This window comes from Paenibacillus sp. ALE3, assembly GCF_054113405.1.
Genome location: NZ_CM134214.1, coordinates 4066805 through 4086495 on the forward strand (window position 1 = coordinate 4066805; position 19691 = coordinate 4086495).

A 19691-nucleotide genomic window follows, 5' to 3' on the forward strand; every position below is an offset into this window, starting at 1 on the left:
TCCTAATTAGTGAGGGACAAAGGAATTGAAGTCGTCCCGACTAGACTGGTCTGCATGATAAAATACTATATCCCCATCCTGTAAATGAAAGGTGTGTCCGTATGGGTCCTTTATCTCTCTGAGATATCCTTCCAGTTGCCATTGGTTCAAAAGCGGGCCATTGATATATTGCAAATGTGGATGCTCGGTGTCCCCCTGACGGAGCGATTCCAAATTAAAACGAACCACTATAAAGCCTGTCTTCTTGAATAGATCTGTATGTTCGTTTAACTCCCTCTCTCGGCTTACATTACGTAAGTCCGTCCCTTTGGTGACCGCGTACACATCGGCAGGCAGACTATACTCGCCATACCAGCGCTGAATCGCCGCATTCGCACGATCGGCATCCACCCCCTCCGGCAGGTCTGTCTTTGGACCGATCAAGGTACGTACAGCCGCAGGCAGCACCAGCCAGTCGTAGCGTCCAACCCAGGTCTTGCTGCGTGTGATACGCTGGGCATACAGCGCCACATAACGTTCCAGCGTTAACTGACTCCGCTCTGCTTCACTCAGTCCATGTTGATATTGGTAGGCTGCTGTATTCTGCATTTCCTCCATAGGGACATTGCGTAGTCGTTCATTCAAAATAACATATCGCTTCTCCCGGTCCTCCGCCGATCCTACACGGATAAATTTTCGACTGCCTGCATGTGTATACAGATCTACCTCTTCCCGCTGTCGCCCATTTTTGCTCACCCAATAAAATGAAGGGGTAATGCGAATTCCATCCCGGGCGCTGAACATATTGCCTTTGGTTTTGAGGTCAAACTTGAAATGATAGCCTGTCTTGACCGCCACATTTGCGTAACCTTCAAATGGGTGACTGCCGGGGCGAATGGGCAATGTGAAGGGCTCCGGGTTCCCTCTAGGCAACCCGTCAATATTGCCAAGCCCTGTCCAATAGGACAGGCCGCTATGCAGTGGGCTTCCTTTTTGCAGTCGAAATACACGCTCCCAATGGTAATCTGCAATATCCGTGATATGAAAATCATACATCCGTCCGATGACCTCAATATTCACCACATCATTGGCAACATGATGGGCGAGATCCGTGTTGGCATGGCGCTGCTCGGTGAATCCATCCGGTGCATTTTCGGCAATGGTGCGGAACTCGACTGTATAATTGCCTTCATCGACCCATACGGGCAAATAAAAGTCTGTGTCCAGTTGTAGCACCGGAATGTCGATCCAGGTACCTCGCGGATAAAAATGCGTCTTTCCTTTGTTGTACACATCGAACGGAAAGCGCACCTGCTTGATTCGTACATATTTGGCATACTCCCGATCACCATAGCCGGGAATATTCAAATGCGGACCTGCTGTCGAAATCGTCACCCGGAAAGGACGCTCCAAAATAAGTGCGGATCGTCCCTTCGTAGGTTGGGTTTTCTGATTATGAGCAGCATCATCCGACACTGTAGACAGATTCACTACGGGAGTGTGGACAGTCACTGTATTGATCCCCTGTATCGGCAACGTTTTATCCGCACCTCCATTGATATTTCCTTTGAGAATAGCGTAAGTGATGTCACCACTGCTGGGCGTGTTGGGCTTATTCATCTTATGCTTATTAATCACATGATTCAGACTGTACAGCACATCGGCCCCAATCGCTCCAGAAGAGGGAATCACACCTGGTTTAGGGCCATTTACCTTGACGCGCTCTGGATTCATAATGATCTTGTTTTCAAAGGTCAGAGTATCGTTCTCCACTTCGATTTCCTTAACAGCCTCCTCTGCCTTAGATTTCAGTACACTGCGATCATCAGGCACACTGGGCTTGCTGCTACCGCCGTTTTTGCTACGACTACCTCCATCCACTGTGCCTGGTGCAGGGGGCGGATAAAAGTTGCCCTGGGTCGCCGCAATATAAGAAGGGGGAGTATAGGATTGCGGACGCAGGGTGATTGCTTCATTGGGTAACGCATAGTTTCGGAGCGTAGCCTCTTTAATGCCATATACCTCCAAATTGTCTATCTTCCAATAGGAGTACGGACGGACGATTTGGTAAGTATAAGTTCGCTTCACCGTCTCATTCCGCCGAGATTTTTTCTTAGGCCGCCAGGTCAACCGATATTCCCGTTTTACGTTCACCGTATATGTACACTGACCCGTCATGTTTACAAACTTATGTTGAAAAAGGTATCTCTTGGCTTGCACATGACCATACAGGCTTTCAGAGGTAGGAATACCTTTGGATACGTCAAATCGTTCCCGACCACGCTGGTCCGCTTTGATCACGGCAGATACTACTGGGTCCAACTCGGCAGTTTCCAAGCGCAGACCTGGAACGGGACGGGAGCAGACAACACCTTTCGTTGGCTGTTCATTATCTTGGCAACTTGAGGGCGCTCCCTCTTGGCTTTCTCCAGGCTTCGGACAGCCCTGAGCTTCTTTGTAATACAAATAAGCGGTAAACTGCTCAAAAGAACCGTCGTAGGTAAACCCAGGTACAATCCCCGGCAAAATATCTCCGCTTGGCGGTTTACCTGTCGTGCTCTTCTTGTAACCCACATATTCATATTTCGGGTTGGTTGGCGGGATGAAGTCATACGGTTGATTAGGTTTTAGTTCATCTTCTATTGGTGTAAATACGTTGTTAAGTGACTTTCCGTCAGTTGTAAAATGCTTGATGATGAGTGCGCTCTCTAGTTCGATTTTGAACAGGATGGGCTGGTAGATGCGGTATGCTTCTACTTCCTTGGCACAATTCGCACAACTATCCAGCTTTATATCTCTAGGATTATAAGCATTCAGCCGTATATTTACTGAAATTGGGATAACAGCAGTATCAGTTCCCAACCCCTTGTATTGAGGAGGCTGAATATCTGACTCCTTAGTCCCCCCTTTAGGCCCACCACTAATTGAATCCTGGTAGTCCTCATATTTATCTGACCGGGAATTTTCGAAATATTCAACGTTGTCAGTTTGTGTGTACAGTCTAGCCTCAACTTTTTTGATTTTTCGACCGGGAAACCTAAATTTATAAGTGAATTTTGCCATACCCTGCATGTTCTTATTGGGTTCTTTGCCGCCATCAGTAACCCAAGTCCCCCCGGTGTTCTTCCACATGTCGAAGTACATCATCCCGACAAAGTAGCGATCATTCTTGTCTGCATAGTAAGACAGCGGTGTGATTTCTGTATCGGCTGCCACCGCCGCCTTTTCGGTGGAAAAAGAAAAAGGTGGGAGCTGCAACAAGAGCAGTGCCCCCACCAGCAATACGGTCAGAATACTTTTCGTATTCTTCATATCGTTAATTTTCCTTCCACGGATTAATCATTAACGGTATGTAATCCATGGATCCGCCATAGAACCCAATGTATTGAACGTCTTGAAGTTTGAATGATTTATAGTCCTTAATTCCATAGTATATTTCGTCAGCCGAAGAATAAATTTTATAGAAAATCATCTTCGTTCCATCCCCGTTATCTTGGGTTAGTTGGTCCATAGGATAACGATATCTTGTATCATTGTTCTTAGTAATATAGAACAATGGACTTGCTGTAGATGCAGTTTTAATTCTGATTTTCAAATATGGTACCCCTTGTAAGGATGAAGGCTCAACTGAATAAACATTACGCAGTAATTTAATGGGAAGATCAGTATACTTAAAAATCATAGCTTTGGTGTATTCCTGACCTTTTCGATTTTTAAGCAAGTTTTGGTCTTTAGCAAATAGTTTCTTATACGGCTCAATACTCACCGCCTGATGCCCTGTATCCTCTAACGCAGCGATTTCCTTCTTCCCAATCCAGACCCAGCGGCCGACCTTATCCCACTCTACCGTTTGCCCCAGACCCTCACTCACTAACCGCAGCGGCACAAAAGTACGGTTTTGCTTCAAAATAATCTTCGTTTCATACGTTTTGGTTTGCCCATCCACGGTAGCGGTGTTTTGCCCCACTGTCATATTAACGGCATGTGCATCATTTTTTATCGACACAGCTAATTGGCCGCCTGTTTTCTCCCAGCCCACCTTAGCACCCAATGCCTCGGATACAAACCGGATTGGAACCATTACATAATCGTTACCATCCTGAAAAGGTTTGGCATCCGGGAACTGTATTTTTTTCGCATTTAATAAGACTTCAATTGGTTTGGTGCTACTTGCCGCCTCCGTCGTTGGAATCGTACTTGTCCCGCCCCATAGCAACGCGACTGCGGTCAAACTCAACACCCATTTTTTCATACTCATCTCTCGATCCCCTTTGTCTGCTTAAACTTTCAAACTATGTATATCATCTCTAATCTCATAAACTGTTCGCATCCCCACTTTCGGAAAATACTGGATACAACTTATATATTATAGGGTTTCCCAATTACAAAATCTATAAGAAAAATAACTAATATAACTACTCTAAAAGTCATTTCCTATGAGAAACCTCTCCCTCTAAATCATAGAATTGCCTCCTTATTTAACTTATATCTTCCGCAAAATCTCAACAAAAAAGGGCTGCCTCTCCCCTATGAAGGAAGAAACAGCCCGTGTGCTTCACGCGCAAAAACTATGAAAATATCAGTTCATATCCTATGGATTGTTCCAGCATCATCCAATATTTCTTACATCATAAATCATTACTGGTTAAAAATCAAACATTACTTTTTTCTCACGAAACAGCTCAAAAAATCATTCATGTACACCTGAACTCCCAGCTTGATATTGCTGCTCATACACGTCCTTGTTGACCATCCTCAGCCCAAACAATCTGCGGATACGCTGTCCCGGCTTGGCTTTGAAGGTCACTGTGGCCATATCCTTACCCTCCAGATATGCAGCGGGAATAGCGGCATTCACGTTGTAAAACTTATCAGCCTCATCAAAACCTTCACTAAAATGCTCAAGCAGATGACCGTTAATCAAAATGTCAAAATCACAGTTTGGCATTTCCAGCGTAGCCGTGTAGGTGATCACCAGCAGCATCGGAGCAACCGGATCTGTCTTCAAATCGAAAGAGAACCAGCCGTCAATTCCCGCATTCCGGTAAGGTCGGTTATTCACATATCCGGTGCGAGTCGAAGCATCTCCTTGAAAGTTATGATCCCGTTCCGGCTGCATTTCTCCGGGTTGGGCAAAGTCAATCGTGCACTGCTCCAGAATCGCCAGCTTTTCGCGTGCTGCTGTGTATTCCTTTTCCGCCTCCTGCCACGCTTCTTTCGTAAAAATGTCCCAATAGACAGAATACGTACGGTCATGCATTTTATACAGAGGAGACAGTTCCACATCTCGGGGATGCCCTGTATTCAAGGTACGGAATGTATTCGTTTTGCCCTCCACAGGCTGTATCCAATCATCCAGTTCTTCTATTGGAGGAATGAATACCGGGGTGTACAGGAACTCTTTGGCTTTAGGATCTTCTAAGGGGCCTAGATCGCCTGCCAGCACCAGCGGTCCATACATGACAGCCGACCGATCCGGGTTATCCGGCATCTGCTCCAGTCTGAGCGACATCGGAATTGTCACCTTTACAACATCCCCATCAAGCCAGGTTCTAGCGATTGAGACAAAACTGCCCGGTTCTGATTTAACCGACTGTTCCTTGCCGTTTACACAGATAGTGATCCCTTTTTCGGCCCAATAAGGATAGCGGATGAGCAGCATAAATGATGCAGGTTGATCGCATTGAATTTTCAGCGTAGTATGATCCGTGTCTGGATAGGACGTAGTTTGTTTTAGAGTGACACCTATATCCTTCCATTCCAGCGTGGAAGCAATGAACTGATTGACATACAGCTTATCGTGATCGTGAAAATATATGCCACTGCCGTAGCTCGCATGGTTTTCCATTCCTGTGCCGACACAGCACGTAAAATCATCGAATTTACTTTCAAAATGCTTGTGTCCGCCCATAGCGAGCGACAGAAAATAAGTAACGCCCCCGTGGACCGGGTCCTGCGAGGCTAAAATATGATTGAATAGACCCCGCTCATAAAAGTCCGCTTCCTTGGCGGAAACATTCCACTGGAACAGATGATTAGTCAGCTTTAGCATGTTATAGGTGTTACACGTCTCCGTCGTATGCGGTCCGATTCGATCATTCAAGCCATCTGGCGCGCCAAAATATTCCCCAAAGCTATTGCCCCCAATGACATATGAATGATGATCCACCACCCGCTCCCAAAAAAACTCCACTGTCTTCCGGCGCTTCGTGTCATTCGTGAGCTCATATTCCTTGGCAAGTCCGATTAGCTTCGGAATCTGTGTATTGGCGTGAATGCCCTGTAAACAATCCTCCTGTGAGCTAAGTGGGTCCAGCACCAGCTTGTGCCAGAAGCTCTCAGCCAGCTGCAAATAGCGCTCTTCCCCGGTATCTGCATACAAATCCGCCAATACCTCATTCATGCCTCCATATTCGCAAAACATCATCTGCTGCAGCTGCTCATCGCTCATCGGCTTCAAAATTCCTTCGAGCCAGTCCGCCAGTTTGCGCTCTACACCTAATGCCTTGTCACAGCCTGTCAAATGATAGGCGTCACGCAGGCCAGCGAATAACTTGTGTAATGTATACAAAGGAGCCCAGGCACCGTTCAGGTCAAATCCCTTCGAACGAATATTTCCGGCAGATACCTCTTCAAAAAGTTCCTTTCCCCCGGGAATACCGGATACATATCCGTCACCATGCGCCGCCTGGCAAACATTCAGTTCATCCGTAATGTAATGTGCGATCTCCTTAAAACGCTCATCGCCCGTTGAAGCAAACATCATAGAGCAAGCGGACAAATAATGTCCCAGCGTATGCCCGGAAATAGTCATCGCTTCCCAGCCTTCATATTGAGGCGCTTTGGGCGCAAGCCCGGCATATTCCCGAAACCGCGCCAGCAGACGATCAGGCTGAAGCTCCAACAGATAAGATCGGTTGAGCTCCATCGCCTGTTTGAATGGACCTTCAGCCAATACCACCTCGTTCAATGCGAACGGCCTCGCTTTCATATGGGCCTTTGCTTTAAGAGTCATCTTCCGTTCCTCCCTTTAAGGCGAATTTGGGATAAAAAACGTATATCCAACCTCACGAGCCGTTACGCACCGCTGCCAGAAGAGAAGTGCTCCCACTGCTGGTACAGCTGTGTTCTCGCTTCTGTTATGCCGGGATGAAACTGAATCAGCGCATGTTTCCGTGCAAAATGAACCCCACGGATCGCTTCCTGTAGCCGTTGTTCCCCGCCTGCTCCGCCAAGTCCAGCGGCATGGATCATAGAAGCGGCTGCTAATCGCCCTTGAGCCATGGCGACCAGCCCGCTTTCGATACCGGTAATATTGCCGGCAACGTACAGCCCTTTGAGCGAGGTTTCCATTCGCTCACCATGTAGTGGAACATGCCCGCCCAGTTCAGGGCTGTACACGAATTTGCATCCAGCTACCGCCGCCAGCTCGGCGAGCGGATACAAACCGCCGCTCAGCGCCACAAAGTCGGCGGGTTCGACGCGCTCGCTGCCGGCAATCGGCGAGCCATCTGGTCTTACATGGACCAGGGTCACGGATTCGACCCGGTCTTGCCCGTTGACGGACTTCACTGCTGTCCGCAAACGGATCGGGATATCCCACAGACGGAAACCTCTGTGGGGATAGCAGCGCGCGATGAGCTTCTCCATCCGCATCGTCGCTGCCAGCTTGCCGCCGGCGCGCATCCAGGCGGCCGGGGCCAGCCCCGACAGCTGAAGCAGCAGCTTCGCGGAGGCTGTCGGATCTGCTGCTGCACCAGCCAGCGGACCCGCGCACGGCAGTGTAATCGCCGCCACCTTCACCCCGGCGACGGACAGCTCGCGAGCAATCGCCATAGACAATACGTTCATTCCTACGATGATGCCGCGCTCTCCCGGTTTGACGTAATGAACGTTAGTCAGCACCTGCGCAGCCCCGATGGACATTACACCCGGCAACGTCCAGCCATCCAGCGGAACAGGAATCTCAGCAGCTCCGGTCGCCAGCAATACGTACTCAGCAGTGAACAATCCATAGGAAGTGGATATTTCCCACGTAGTCGTATATTCCATACCATGTACGGACACGCCACAGCGAATGTCCACCCCAAGCTCCTCGCAACGGGTAATCAGCTCATCTGAAACATGCTTTCCGATCCACCAGCCTTGACTGCCTTCCTCATGATATTGCCCGGGCATACGTCCACCCGGCTCAGTAAACTCATCCAGTACCGTGACTGGCAATCCTTGTTCAGCAGCCGATGCCGCTGCGGATAGTCCTGCCGGACCTGCGCCAATGACGATGAGATGTGCCATTTTATTCATGTCACAATTCTCCCTGTGATTTCATTCGAAAGCTGCCGTCCGGTTTCCACCACCATACCTTCTTCCAGCTTGGTCAGGCAGGAACGAACCGTACCGAACGGATGAACCGTCAGACGGCATTCGTTACAATGCCCAATGGCGCAGTATACGCCCCTGGCTGTACCGGATTCCTCATGCCTTCTCAGCAAACGGACACCGCTGGCGAGGAGCGCTGCCGCTAGCGGTTCTCCAGCCAATCCCTGCATGGGACGACCATCAAACATGAAAGATACCTGCCGCCGCTCTGGCTTGGGTCCCAAAATCGGATGATTTACGATACGTGCACGGCTCATGGGGAACCTCCTTCTGCCAGCTGACCGAACGTTACGGGACGCACCGGAGGCCTTTGTGATAACAGCTCTGCCTCCCGGCGGGCGGCAGGAACCTGATTGTAAAACCATGACTCCACCAATTGTCGGCATACCCTGCCCTGGCATGCCCCCATGGTCACCCGTGTAACCATTTTAAGCTGACGCACGGTGTCCACGCCCATGCGGCAGGCCTGCTCCATCTGTGCAATACTCACTTCTTCACATCGACACACAAGCACATGACCTGACGCGCCAAACGTTTTTGATTGCACATCCGGAGATTCAGCATACTGATTTTCTGCGTATTGATTTTCTGCATACTGGGTCTCTTCCCCCTGCACTTCCGTCCCAACCGTTTCACTTTGTCCCGTCGTGCGTTTACGCATAGCTGATAGCACAGGTTTTAATCACTGAATAAAAATCCAGCGCCGCCTGACCCTGTTCCCGGGTATGTGAGCTTGACTGCTTCAGACCACCAAACGGAGCCTGATATTCAACACCTGCCGTCTCCTGATTGACTCGTACCATTCCCGCATCCGCTTCATCCAGAAATCGATGAGCAAGCCGCAAATCGCGGGTGAACAGGGAAGCGCTTAGCCCGTAAATAGAATCATTGCACAGCCGAATCGCATCCTCGAAGTCGCCCGCCTGCATGACACTGGTGACTGGGCCAAAAACCTCCTCTTGAATCAAAGGGTGGGACGAATCTAGTCCAGTCGTCAACAATGGACGCACATAATAACCGTTATCTGTCCCAGTGACGGCTCCACCTTCCGCCAAAATGTCGGCTTCCCGGCGGGCCAGCGATACATAAGACATGACCTTCTCGTACTGACTCTTCGATGCCACAGGTCCAAGATAAGCACCGGGGTCGAGCGCTGGGGCGACCTGGATTTTTTCTACCGCTTGGCATAACGCTTCCGTGAACGTCTCATAGACAGACCGTTCCACAATCACTCGGCTGGTGGCTGTGCATTTTTGCCCAGCTGACCGAAAGGCACCGCTGACAATCATCGCCACTGCCTGCGACACATCTGCGTCCTTCAGCACCACAGCGGCATTTTTACCGCCCATCTCGGTCTGGTATTTAATATTCCGACGTGCGCACCGTTCGGCAATGCCCAAACCTGTAGCGGTAGAACCCGTGAAGCTGACCGCCTCCAGCGCTGGATGCTCCAGCAAGGCATCGCCTATACGATTCCCCTGCCCAATGGCGAGATTCAATACGCCAGGCGGAAGCTGCACCGCCTCGAATAGCTCAGCAATCCGTACTGCGGTTAATGAAGCATGTTCAGCAGGCTTCCAAATGACCGTATTACCGCACAAGAGTGCAGGGGCTATTTTCCACAGCGGAATCGCTACCGGGAAATTCCACGGCGTTATGACAGCCGTTACGCCCAGCGGAATGCGCTTTGTGTATTGGAGCACTCCCGACTCATTCGAAGGAATAACTGTACCGATGGTACGTACACCCTCTGCCGCATAGTATCGGAGCAGGTGGACACCTCGCATCACCTCTCCGCGCATCTCGGTAATTGGCTTGCCCATTTCCCGGCTGGCCAGCTCAGCCAGTTCAGGTACGGCTGTCTCCAGTAATCCGGCTGCTTTGAACAAATAAGCTCCCCGTGCTGCCGGACTTAATGCTGCCCATCCTGCTTGCGCCAGTCGTGCCGCTTCCCCGGCCTGTGTAATATCGTCCTTACTGGAAAAGTGGACAGCCCCCACCTCCTCCTTCAAAGCCGAAGGATTACGAACCACCATTGTGTCGCCGGAAGGACTTAGCCACTCACCGCCAATCCAATTTCGGCTCTCCATCGTCTTCACCCCCATTCAAGATGAAACCCCGCTCGGACGGACCGCCACCTCAAAAGCTTCGCGAATACGGTCATAATCCGCCTGTGGCAACGCAAGTCTGGGTGGACGTGTCGGGCCGACCGGAAATCCAGCCAGCTCCATCATATATTTGATGGACTGCACCAATTGCGGACTGGCATCATAGTGGAACAGCGGCAATAGCCTGCGGTACAACGCGGACGCTTCCGCCACATTTCCCGCCTGCGCAAGCCGGAACAGCTCTACTCCTTCTTTCGGTAACGCATTAGGTACCCCCGAAATCCAACCTGTCGCGCCGAACAATGCTCCCTCCATCGCCAGATTATCTACTCCGACCATGACCTCCAGCTCTGTCTGGTCCAAAATAGCGTGAATACGCCGTACATCACCGGAAAATTCCTTGACTGCTACGATATTTTCAATTCGCGACAAGTCTGCAAGAATATCTGGAGTCAAGTCAACCTTGTAATCATGGGGGTTGTTATACGCAATGATCGGCAACCCCACCTTCGACAATTCTTCATAATGAGCCGTTACCTCATGGGGCAGTGGATTGTAATTAATGGGCGGCAGCGCCATGACACCCGCTGCTCCGGCATCCTTGGCATGCTGTACCCAATGCACCGCCTGTTTAGTGGATGGAGCGGCCGAGCCGACTACAACAGGAACACGTCCCGCCGCAGCGTCAATGACCGTATGCACCACCTGCGACCGTTCCTCTGGCGATAAAGCAGCATACTCTCCCAGCGAGCCTGTAGGTACCAGGCCGCTAATGCCGCTTGCAATCAGATAATCGCACAGCTCGGTCAGACGCTTGTAGTCGACCTCCAGCTCTGCCGTGAACGGTGTAACCAAGGCCACATACACACCTTCAAAACGTGCCATATGCTCACCTACCCTTTCCCATTTTTATTTTCTTATTTAATTGCAAAATGCTCATATCAGCAAAAATCCTTCTCTCAGCGGGTCCTCAGGGTCCAGCACAAATTGATGATGTCCCGTCACCCATGCCGAACCTGTAATTTGCGGAATCACTGCCGGGTAAGGACCTACCTGCGTCTCGCCCATAATTTCAGCCCGAAACATGGAGCCTGTGATGCTTTCATGCACAAACACCTCATGCAAGCCTAGCTTTCCCTTGGCATGCAGCACCGCTACCTTGGCCGAGGTTCCTGTACCACAAGGAGAGCGGTCGATACCCCCTGGCGGAATGACGACAACATTGCGACAATCAGCCTGCGAGGCGACGGGTTCCCCGTAAAATTCAATATGTGTCAATCCTTGAATAACCGGATTTTCAGGATGTACTGCCTCAACAACTGCATTCACTGCCTCCCGAATCTGTACCGCTGTTCGTACAATTTTTGCTCCATTGCTCTGATTCAGTACAAGACCGATAGAAGCCGCCTCTATAATGCCGTAAAAGTTGCCTCCATAGGCAATATCAAGGGTAACTCGACCGATGCCCTCTACCTGAACCTTCACCTCACGGCGGTACACAAAGGAAGGGATGTTTGTGAACGTTACTTGTCTCACCTTACCCCCATCTACATCCAGCCGTGCTTGAACCGGGCCTGCCGGAGTGTCCAGCAATATAGATTTTTTATCCGCAGCAATTAGTCCGCCTTCCACTAGTGCCGTGCATACGCCAATCGTATCGTGACCACACATTGGCAAATAGCCGCCTGTTTCTATAAAGACCACACCAATATCTGCATCTGGATGACAAGGTTCTGTTAAAATGCAGCCTGACATCACCTCATGACCACGCGGCTCGAACATCAGCAGACGGCGAAAATCATCATGATGCGTTGCCATATAAGTCATCTTTTCCAGCATCGTATGACCTACCAGTTTAGGCGCACCGTGGATGACTGTCCGCGTCGGATTGCCTCCCGTATGAGTATCAATCGTAGTAATTCTGCCCGCTACGCTCATCCTGTTACCTCCCCATGAACCTCGTGGCTGGTAAAAGCCTCTCCAAATCGGTCATAACGCAGCGGCTCTACCGGAATACAAGTGGGTTCGCCGCGTACCATCTCGGTCACCAGCTTCCCCGTAACCGCCGCAAGACTAATACCATCTCCTTCATGGCCTGAAGCGATGAATAGCCCCGGCACTTCATCCACTGCGGATACGATGGGCAAATGATCAGGGGTCCATGGACGCAACCCGTTATACGCCCTCATCAGCGGTACATTGGCCAAAGCAGGAAAAAAGCGAATGGCTCTGCGAGCGATTAAGCGAATCACCTGTTGATCGACACCTGTATCCATACCGACAAACTGACGGCTGCTGCCAATCAGAACGTTCTGTGATGCGGTGGGCTCGAATACCAGCGCTATACCGTATTTTTCATAAACCTCATCTACACTCCGCTGACCTCCGAACTTGCTCATCAGATAACCGAACTCCATCATCTTGCGGTTTCCGATTGAAGGCATTCGGGCAGACACCAGTATATGTCCTTTGCGCGGTATAATCGGAAGGTCTAAACCTAGCAAATGACCGATGCTGCGTGTCCATACACCTGCGGCCAACACTACTGCATCAGCATGGATCACACCATTAGGCGTCTCCACTCCGCAGGCGTTCCCCCTTTCGTCCTTGAGAACCGACCGTATCGGCATGCGCGGTAATAATCTGGCTCCCCTCCGACGCGCGGCCCTGGCCAGTGCATACGTCATCTGCACCGGATTCACGGTAGAATCTGTCGCACACTCCAGCCCACCCGGTAAATCTTTGGCCAAATGCGGCCATTCCTCTCGCAAATCCTGCTGATCCAACATGCGAAACGGAAGCCCTTCCTGCTGCTGGCGGGTGACCCATTGCTCTGCGGCCTGCATCTCCTGGTCATTTTCACAGACTAGAATACTTCCAGGCGCACGATACTCGAATTCATCTTCCAGTTCCATAGCCAACTCTGCCACCAGCTTCTGCGATAGCAGTGACATCCGACTGTCAAACCCAGGCTCTTTGTCGATTGCCAGTATATTTCCGTCACAACGGGAAGAAGTGCCTCCAGCAATTTCCCCTCGTTCAGCCAGCACGACCTTCATACCAGATTTAGCCGCATAATAAGCGATGGCTGTACCGATGATTCCGCCGCCTACAATGACCAGATCCGCCGCATCGTGTTTCATTCGTTTCCCCTCCCTTCAACCATTTCAATCAGAATGCAAAAACAGTCAGATGGCTTGCCCCTAATGTCAGCCGCGTATAGGGGCACTCATTACAGCTTGAGCATAAAACTTTGTGTCACAGGCTTGCTCAGCTCGTCATAATCCCGCAGCTGTATGGTGAACGTATACGTCTTGTTGGCTGCTCCGCTGTCTGCTTTTCCGCTAATCGTTCCTGTAAAGCGGTCCAGTGTGAAGCCTGCGGGCAGTTGACCGCCTGTCACCGTCCAATCGTAAAAAGGTACGCCTCCCTTGGCTTCCAGCTTGGCTGTGTACGTTTTCCCTTTGACGGGTGCTGGCAGTTGCTTCGTCAAGATTTCTGGCGCGAGGAAAGGAGTGAGGTCCTTGCGCAGCGGCCAGCCTGCCTTTTCTGCTACGAGCAGCGAAAGCTTCGTGTTCATCCAGCGCCGGGTCGGGAACAGATGGCGCCAGCCTCCATTTTGTCCGCTCAATCTATCGACTTCTGCAAGCTCTCCGGAGAGATGATAGCTGTCGTCCAATGCAGCCGGTCTGTGCTGATAAGCCATAATATCCGGGTCATTGCCAGCGGCTTCCTTCAGCGCCTTGACGCCTGGGAACGTGTCACTGAACACAATTGCATGACCGAATTCGTGCATGATCAGCCCATGCACATCCGTCACCTTGGACAGATCGGATTGATACCATTCTTCATCGTCCACCGATGTAAATGGAATGGCATCATCATAGAAATCCAGAATCAGACTATAGGAACGGTTTAAGTTCCCCGGAACGGTCACACCGTTACGTGTATGGTAATGACCGTTAGCTGCCGGAAAGCCCGTAGAATACGGCCCGTTCAGGCCTCTCATAAATACCCACATGCCTTTGTAGGGTTTATCATTCGTCACCTGTATTTCATTTTGCCAATCATCTCCTGGCAGATGGTTTACTTCCGCGTTGGCAGGAACCTCATCAAACGGCTCCAGATCAAAGAAATAGAACCAGTCCTTCACCGCCAGCTCTGCGGCTTTTTTGGTAGCTGCATCATTGAAATAAGGCCTGATCGTATCGAATCTGTAGTCAAAATGGAGGGGGATTGTGGGTTCTTCATTATCGTCCTGATCCAGCACACGAATCGGAATGGACTGAGTGGTCGTGTGACCATCATTTCCGGCAACGGACATGGACAGTGTATAGTTCTCTGTTTCACCGTTTCCTCCAATCCGATCAGGATGGATGGCCAGCCGGAAATCCTTTTCCTCCTGCGCATTGGCAAAGGTCAGCGTTTTGCTTGCTCCTTGGGCCGACAACGTACTTGGCAAATCCATCATCAGCCGGGACGTGCCTTGCGCTTTTAACGTAACGGTTAACGGAAAAGCGGCATTTGCAGGCGGCTTCACTTTTAGCTTCACATAGGGGTTTGCCAGATACCCTTGCCAATCGACCAGATCTATACCATAATCGTTCACCGTCCGGCTAAAGATGTCGATGACTTTTACATCCGACTCTGCCTCGGCATAAGCCTGTGGACCCGGAAGAGCTGGTGTCAAAGCCACAATGAGAGAAGTTGCCAGTGTGGTCAGCCATACTTTGGTTTTCCTTTTATGCGTGTTCATTTGATCCCTCCATATCGTTTTGGGTTGACTTGCAAACTATCGATAGTTTTATAACAAAAGCAGCTCCTTGGGCGAGGAAGTCAGCACCTGGGCACCGTCATCTGTGATCAGTACATCGTCCTCAATCCGAACTCCGCCGAAACCCGGAATATAAATGCCCGGTTCCACGGTAATCACATGTCCCGGTACAAGCACAGATTGGCTCTCACGGGACAGCCGCACCTGCTCATGAATCTCCAAGCCAAAGCCGTGGCCCAATCCGTGACCAAACTGCTCTCCATAGCCATAGGAGGCAATCACATTCCGTCCCAGACGGTCTCCCTCCCGACCGCTCATGCCAGGCCGAAGTCCTGCAATCGTCGTCATATTTGCTTCCAGCACAATAGCATACAATTCCTCATGACGTTCTGACGGATTGCCGACAAATACGGTACGCGTAATATCAGACAGATAACCGCACACATTGGCACCAAAATCCATCGTGACAAACTCGTTCTGACCAATTTCCTTGTCGCTGGCCAATCCATGGGGCAGTGCCGAGCGTTCACCTGAAGCGACAATGAACGCAAAACCGCCTGATTCCGCGCCTGCGAGCCGGAGCTGATATTCCAGTTCCGCCGCAATCCGCCGCTCTGTAACTCCAGGCTGAATATAATTCAGCACTTCCGTAAAGGCAGCATCGGTAATGCGCGCAGCTTCACGGATGGTGCGAATCTCTTCCTCGTCCTTCACATCACGCAGCCGTTCAATTACATCCTCCGTTTGCACGTACTCCAACGAGCCTATTGCGGCTTGAAGCTGTCCCGACTGTTGAAGTGAGACATGCCGGCTCTCCAACCCCAGTCTACGAACACCCAATTTACTTGTGAGATCAGCGATGGTCTGGAAGATTTGTGCCTCATGCCGAATAACTGAATATTCTGCTGCTTGATCTGTTGCCTGCAACATATAGCGGAAATCCGTCACCAAAAAAGCCTCTTCCTGCGTAACGAGCGCAATTCCGGCTGAGCCTGTAAATCCGGTCATATATCGTCGGTTGGGACCATGTGTAATAAGCAGTGCATCTATCCCTAGAGCCGGGAATTCCGAGCGTAACTGAGCCAGTCTGCCCGGAACACCCTGTAACCGTTTTGCTGAACCGTTGGGTTTATCCAAAGCTACATCAGCCTCCTTTTAGCCTTTAATTCCTGTCAGTGTGATGCCTTCAATAAAATAGCGTTGTCCGATAAAAAATATCAGGACGATCGGAGCCAAAATCGTGCTGGATGCTGCCATCAAGTAAGGCCAATTGGTATTGTTCAATCCCCGAAAAGTCGCCAGCCCCAGCGCCAGTGTAAAATGCTTTTCGTCACTCAAATAAATAATCGGGCCCAAAAAATCGTTCCACGCATCAATAAATGTAAATATCCCGATCACGATCAATGCAGGCGAAGATAAGGGAACAATGACGCGCCATAATACAGTTAGCGGTGTACCTCCATCCATATAAGCTGCTTCGTCCAGATCGCGCGGAATCGTCAGCATGAATTGTCGCATCAGAAAGATGTTAAATGCCCCTCCACCAAACCATGCAGGAACAATCAGCGGCAGAAATGTATTCAGCCCACCCAGCTCACGCCACATAACGAAAGTAGGTATGAGCGTCACCGCATAAGGCAACATCATCGACCCGATCAGCAGGGAAAAAATCAGATTGCGGCCTGGCCAGCGCAGACGGGCAAAAGTAAAGGCCGATACAATCGAGGTCAGCATCACTCCTGCCAGTACACACACCTCAATGAGGAACGTATTCAGAAAATACCTGCCGAACGGTACCGAAGTCAGCGCTTCCGGGTAATTGCTCCATTGAAAAGGAGAGGGTATCCACTCTGGAGGGAACACGAAAATTTGCGATGTCCCCATCAAAGAGCTGCGAATGAGCCATACGAATGGCAACAGCATTAAAACACTGCCCATAATTAAAACGATATACAGCACGATACGGCTGATTTGGAATGGTTTGGAACGGGTGGCGGTAGCAGGACTTCGGGAGCGTTCAGGCTGTGGAAGTGGATGTTGCGGTGTATCTGAAGGTTTGACAGAAGAAGTGACCTGATTCATGAACGTTCCCCCCCTTCATAGTGAACCCACTTTTTGGACGTGGAGAAAATCAGAACAGTTAGAACCATAATGACGAAAAATAAAATCCAGGCCAGCGCTGAGGCGTAACCGATTTTAGTCTCCGTAAAGGCTGTTCGCCACAAGTAGAATACATAGAACAGCGTTGAATTGTTAGGTCCCCCGTTGGTCATGACATACGCCTGATTGAATGCCTGAAAGGTGCTGATTAAAGACATGACAAGATTGAAGAAGATGGTTGGTGTCATCGAAGGAATCGTAATATGAAAAAATTTATGCAGCCTATTGCCGCCGTCTACCTCAGCTGCTTCATACAGATGGGTGGGCACCGACTGAAGTCCTGCCAAAAAGATAATGACCGTGTTCCCGATTCCCCAAGTGCTCATCATAATCAGCGAGGGGATCGCAGTCTTCTCGTCATAAATCCATTTGCTCCCCGGTAGTCCAACACTCTCCAGCAGTGAATTCAACAGACCAAAATCCGGATTGAACATCCACAGCCACAGCATCGTGTTGGCAATACTCGGCACGATGGTAGGTAAATAATAAATCGTGCGAAACACCGATAAACCTTTTACCTTTTGATTTAATAACAACGCAATGATAAAAGCCGCCGCCAAGCCCAGAGGTACGCTGCCCAGTGCATAATACGTGGTCACAAACATGGACTGGGAAAAGGTAGTATCCTTGGTCAAAATGGTTCGGTAATTATCTAATCCAATAAAGGTCATCTGTCCGCCAATTGTCCAATCGGTTAAGCTGAATACGAACGAGGCCACGATCGGTCCAATCGTAAATATCATTAATCCCAGGATGGCAGGTAGCGCGAATAGCAGACCCCAGTTTCGCTCCATGCGCATCATTCCTGATTTTGGTCGCTTCATGGGCTGTTCTCCTTTCGCAGCTGTCCTGCCGCATTATTCATCCGGGTATACTCCTTGAAGCAGTGGCTGAATAATGGGTTCCAGTTCATCCAGCGCCTGCTGCGGTGTCTTCTTGTTCGTCCAGATCAGATCCAGCCCTGGGGTCAGCTTGGAACCAATATCAGGCCAGTTACGCAGGGTAGAAGTTGACGGCTTGATTGCATAATCTCTGGCATACTTGATGCCAGCCTGCTGAAATTCCGGTGGATGTGCGGCATTATTCGTCCACGACTGGATAGCCTGCTCGTCGGTATAATATTTCTCTTCGATAGGCATCCACAGACCGGACTTGAACAGATCCACCTTTTCGGGATTGTTATGGTACAAATAAAATTCGAGCACTTCTTTCGGGTGCTTGGTGCTCTGGAAAATGACTGTGGCCCCCGCAACGATCATCGTTTTGGGCTCTTTAAGCTTTGGTAAAACGCCAATACTCCATTGCAGCTGCTTGTTGTTTGAAAAATCGAGCAGAGACCATGTTCCGTCTACCACCATTGCAACCTTTCTCGTCTGGAGCCGAATCGTATTGGACGGCATGTCCTGCTGCTGGATCAAATCAGGAGAAACATGCTCCTTGAAAACTAAATCCTGCAGCTTCTGGAATACCTCCACCGACTCAGGACGGTTCAGGGTGTACTTCTTGCCTGTTTTGTCGGTTAAACCTCCGCCATTGCTCGCTAAGAGCGGCCCCCATGAACTGCGGTCGTTGCCGAAGGCAAAGCCGTATTGCACAATATTTTTTGGATCAAATCCGCTGTCTCCCGGATGCTTGCCGTTCTGATCCTTGGTTAGCTTTTTGGCAATCTCCAGAAATTCATCCCATGTCCACGCTTTTTCAGGATCAGCCGGAGGAACGGGTACCCCTGCTTCTGTAAACAACTCCTTGTTGTAAAATAGCTGCATCACTTCCAAGGCAGTGTAATTACCGATAGACTTGCCGGGTTCGCTGTAAAGATAGGAGGATTTGAGCTTGTTTTTTAATTCGGGATATTCGTCATAATAGGAGGATAAATCTAGGAGTCTGCCTTCACTTGCCCATTTCATCGTGAGCGAATCGCCCAGGTAGGCGATATCAGGAAGCTGATTGGCAGCCATTAACGTGTTAATTTTCGTAGTGTAGTCACCAGGGACATGCTCGCCCTTCACCCGAATGTTCGGATGGGATGCATTAAAGCTTTGAATCATCTTTTCCATCGCTTGCTTCTCGTCATTGCTCCCCCAGTACATAAACTTGAGTTCGACCGCATTGGGATTAGCCGGTTCGCCAGCGTTACCACTGCAAGCCGTCAGCCCTGTCAGCATCGCCGTCATCACCAGAGCCATCCATGTCCGTAACCTTCGTTTCCGCAAATCAACCGGCCCCTTCCTGAACTGGTTTCTCCTTACAAGCCTATTATGCGCCGAGAGCCCGTAGCCGACCACCTAACG

15 protein-coding genes are annotated in these 19691 nt (G+C 50.1%); all 15 read right to left on the minus strand.

What is annotated here, in order from left to right; genetic code table 11:
* Positions 1-6 precede the first annotated feature (6 nt).
* The 15 genes from ACXHJ2_RS18175 to ACXHJ2_RS18245 all read right to left on the minus strand — a co-directional run bounded on the left by ACXHJ2_RS18175 (position 7) and on the right by ACXHJ2_RS18245 (position 19586).
* Positions 7-3291 (minus strand): DUF5704 domain-containing protein, encoded by a 3285-nt coding sequence (locus ACXHJ2_RS18175; RefSeq protein WP_165080264.1) that lies wholly within the window; start codon positions 3289-3291, stop codon positions 7-9.
* A gap of 4 nt (positions 3292-3295) precedes the next feature.
* Complete coding sequence (locus ACXHJ2_RS18180; RefSeq protein ID WP_165080261.1) at positions 3296-4237, minus strand: copper amine oxidase N-terminal domain-containing protein; 942 nt, start codon at positions 4235-4237, stop codon at positions 3296-3298.
* 432 nt (positions 4238-4669) lie between these two features.
* Complete coding sequence (locus ACXHJ2_RS18185; RefSeq protein WP_185156506.1) at positions 4670-6994, minus strand: glycoside hydrolase family 127 protein; 2325 nt, start codon at positions 6992-6994, stop codon at positions 4670-4672.
* 62 nt (positions 6995-7056) lie between these two features.
* Complete coding sequence (locus ACXHJ2_RS18190) at positions 7057-8274, minus strand: NAD(P)/FAD-dependent oxidoreductase (protein ID WP_165080571.1); 1218 nt, start codon at positions 8272-8274, stop codon at positions 7057-7059.
* Between the two features lie 5 nt (positions 8275-8279).
* On the minus strand, positions 8280-8615 hold the full coding sequence (locus tag ACXHJ2_RS18195; protein ID WP_017426336.1) for a (2Fe-2S)-binding protein: 336 nt from the start codon (positions 8613-8615) through the stop codon (positions 8280-8282).
* Entirely contained in the window at positions 8612-9031 is a 420-nt protein-coding gene (locus ACXHJ2_RS18200) for a (2Fe-2S)-binding protein (RefSeq protein WP_238791357.1), read from the minus strand. Before ACXHJ2_RS18200 ends, ACXHJ2_RS18195 begins: the two co-directional genes overlap by 4 nt.
* Positions 9012-10448: an aldehyde dehydrogenase family protein gene (locus tag ACXHJ2_RS18205; protein WP_165080257.1), complete on the minus strand. Its 1437-nt coding sequence runs from the start codon at positions 10446-10448 to the stop codon at positions 9012-9014. The genes ACXHJ2_RS18200 and ACXHJ2_RS18205 overlap by 20 nt, the downstream gene beginning before the upstream one ends.
* A gap of 15 nt (positions 10449-10463) precedes the next feature.
* The gene (locus ACXHJ2_RS18210) at positions 10464-11351 is read right to left on the minus strand and encodes a dihydrodipicolinate synthase family protein (RefSeq protein ID WP_165080254.1); all 888 of its coding nucleotides are present in this window, start codon (positions 11349-11351) and stop codon (positions 10464-10466) included.
* Between the two features lie 51 nt (positions 11352-11402).
* The gene (locus ACXHJ2_RS18215) at positions 11403-12404 is read right to left on the minus strand and encodes a proline racemase family protein (protein WP_129548788.1); all 1002 of its coding nucleotides are present in this window, start codon (positions 12402-12404) and stop codon (positions 11403-11405) included.
* Positions 12401-13609, minus strand: a complete 1209-nt coding sequence (locus ACXHJ2_RS18220; RefSeq protein WP_165080253.1) for an NAD(P)/FAD-dependent oxidoreductase — start codon at positions 13607-13609, stop codon at positions 12401-12403. Before ACXHJ2_RS18220 ends, ACXHJ2_RS18215 begins: the two co-directional genes overlap by 4 nt.
* An 89-nt stretch (positions 13610-13698) precedes the next feature.
* The gene (locus ACXHJ2_RS18225) at positions 13699-15222 is read right to left on the minus strand and encodes an Ig domain-containing protein (protein WP_165080250.1); all 1524 of its coding nucleotides are present in this window, start codon (positions 15220-15222) and stop codon (positions 13699-13701) included.
* A gap of 48 nt (positions 15223-15270) precedes the next feature.
* Positions 15271-16377 (minus strand): M24 family metallopeptidase, encoded by a 1107-nt coding sequence (locus ACXHJ2_RS18230; RefSeq protein ID WP_165080248.1) that lies wholly within the window; start codon positions 16375-16377, stop codon positions 15271-15273.
* A gap of 18 nt (positions 16378-16395) precedes the next feature.
* Positions 16396-17322: a carbohydrate ABC transporter permease gene (locus ACXHJ2_RS18235; RefSeq protein WP_165080246.1), complete on the minus strand. Its 927-nt coding sequence runs from the start codon at positions 17320-17322 to the stop codon at positions 16396-16398.
* Complete coding sequence (locus ACXHJ2_RS18240; RefSeq protein ID WP_129548783.1) at positions 17319-18224, minus strand: carbohydrate ABC transporter permease; 906 nt, start codon at positions 18222-18224, stop codon at positions 17319-17321. Before ACXHJ2_RS18240 ends, ACXHJ2_RS18235 begins: the two co-directional genes overlap by 4 nt.
* Positions 18225-18257: 33 nt before the next feature.
* Positions 18258-19586: an ABC transporter substrate-binding protein gene (locus tag ACXHJ2_RS18245; protein ID WP_457874257.1), complete on the minus strand. Its 1329-nt coding sequence runs from the start codon at positions 19584-19586 to the stop codon at positions 18258-18260.
* Positions 19587-19691: the final 105 nt, after the last annotated feature.

Coding starts and splice junctions, on each gene's coding strand:
- ACXHJ2_RS18195 (WP_017426336.1), bottom strand. CDS start 8,615: ATGAGCCGTGCACGTATCGTAAATCATCCGATTTTGGGACCCAAGCCA.
- ACXHJ2_RS18215 (WP_129548788.1), bottom strand. CDS start 12,404: ATGAGCGTAGCGGGCAGAATTACTACGATTGATACTCATACGGGAGGC.
- ACXHJ2_RS18175 (WP_165080264.1), bottom strand. CDS start 3,291: ATGAAGAATACGAAAAGTATTCTGACCGTATTGCTGGTGGGGGCACTG.
- ACXHJ2_RS18210 (WP_165080254.1), bottom strand. CDS start 11,351: ATGGCACGTTTTGAAGGTGTGTATGTGGCCTTGGTTACACCGTTCACG.
- ACXHJ2_RS18225 (WP_165080250.1), bottom strand. CDS start 15,222: ATGAACACGCATAAAAGGAAAACCAAAGTATGGCTGACCACACTGGCA.
- ACXHJ2_RS18240 (WP_129548783.1), bottom strand. CDS start 18,224: ATGAAGCGACCAAAATCAGGAATGATGCGCATGGAGCGAAACTGGGGT.
- ACXHJ2_RS18205 (WP_165080257.1), bottom strand. CDS start 10,448: ATGGAGAGCCGAAATTGGATTGGCGGTGAGTGGCTAAGTCCTTCCGGC.
- ACXHJ2_RS18220 (WP_165080253.1), bottom strand. CDS start 13,609: ATGAAACACGATGCGGCGGATCTGGTCATTGTAGGCGGCGGAATCATC.
- ACXHJ2_RS18185 (WP_185156506.1), bottom strand. CDS start 6,994: ATGACTCTTAAAGCAAAGGCCCATATGAAAGCGAGGCCGTTCGCATTG.
- ACXHJ2_RS18180 (WP_165080261.1), bottom strand. CDS start 4,237: ATGAGTATGAAAAAATGGGTGTTGAGTTTGACCGCAGTCGCGTTGCTA.
- ACXHJ2_RS18190 (WP_165080571.1), bottom strand. CDS start 8,274: ATGGCACATCTCATCGTCATTGGCGCAGGTCCGGCAGGACTATCCGCA.
- ACXHJ2_RS18245 (WP_457874257.1), bottom strand. CDS start 19,586: ATGGCTCTGGTGATGACGGCGATGCTGACAGGGCTGACGGCTTGCAGT.
- ACXHJ2_RS18235 (WP_165080246.1), bottom strand. CDS start 17,322: ATGAATCAGGTCACTTCTTCTGTCAAACCTTCAGATACACCGCAACAT.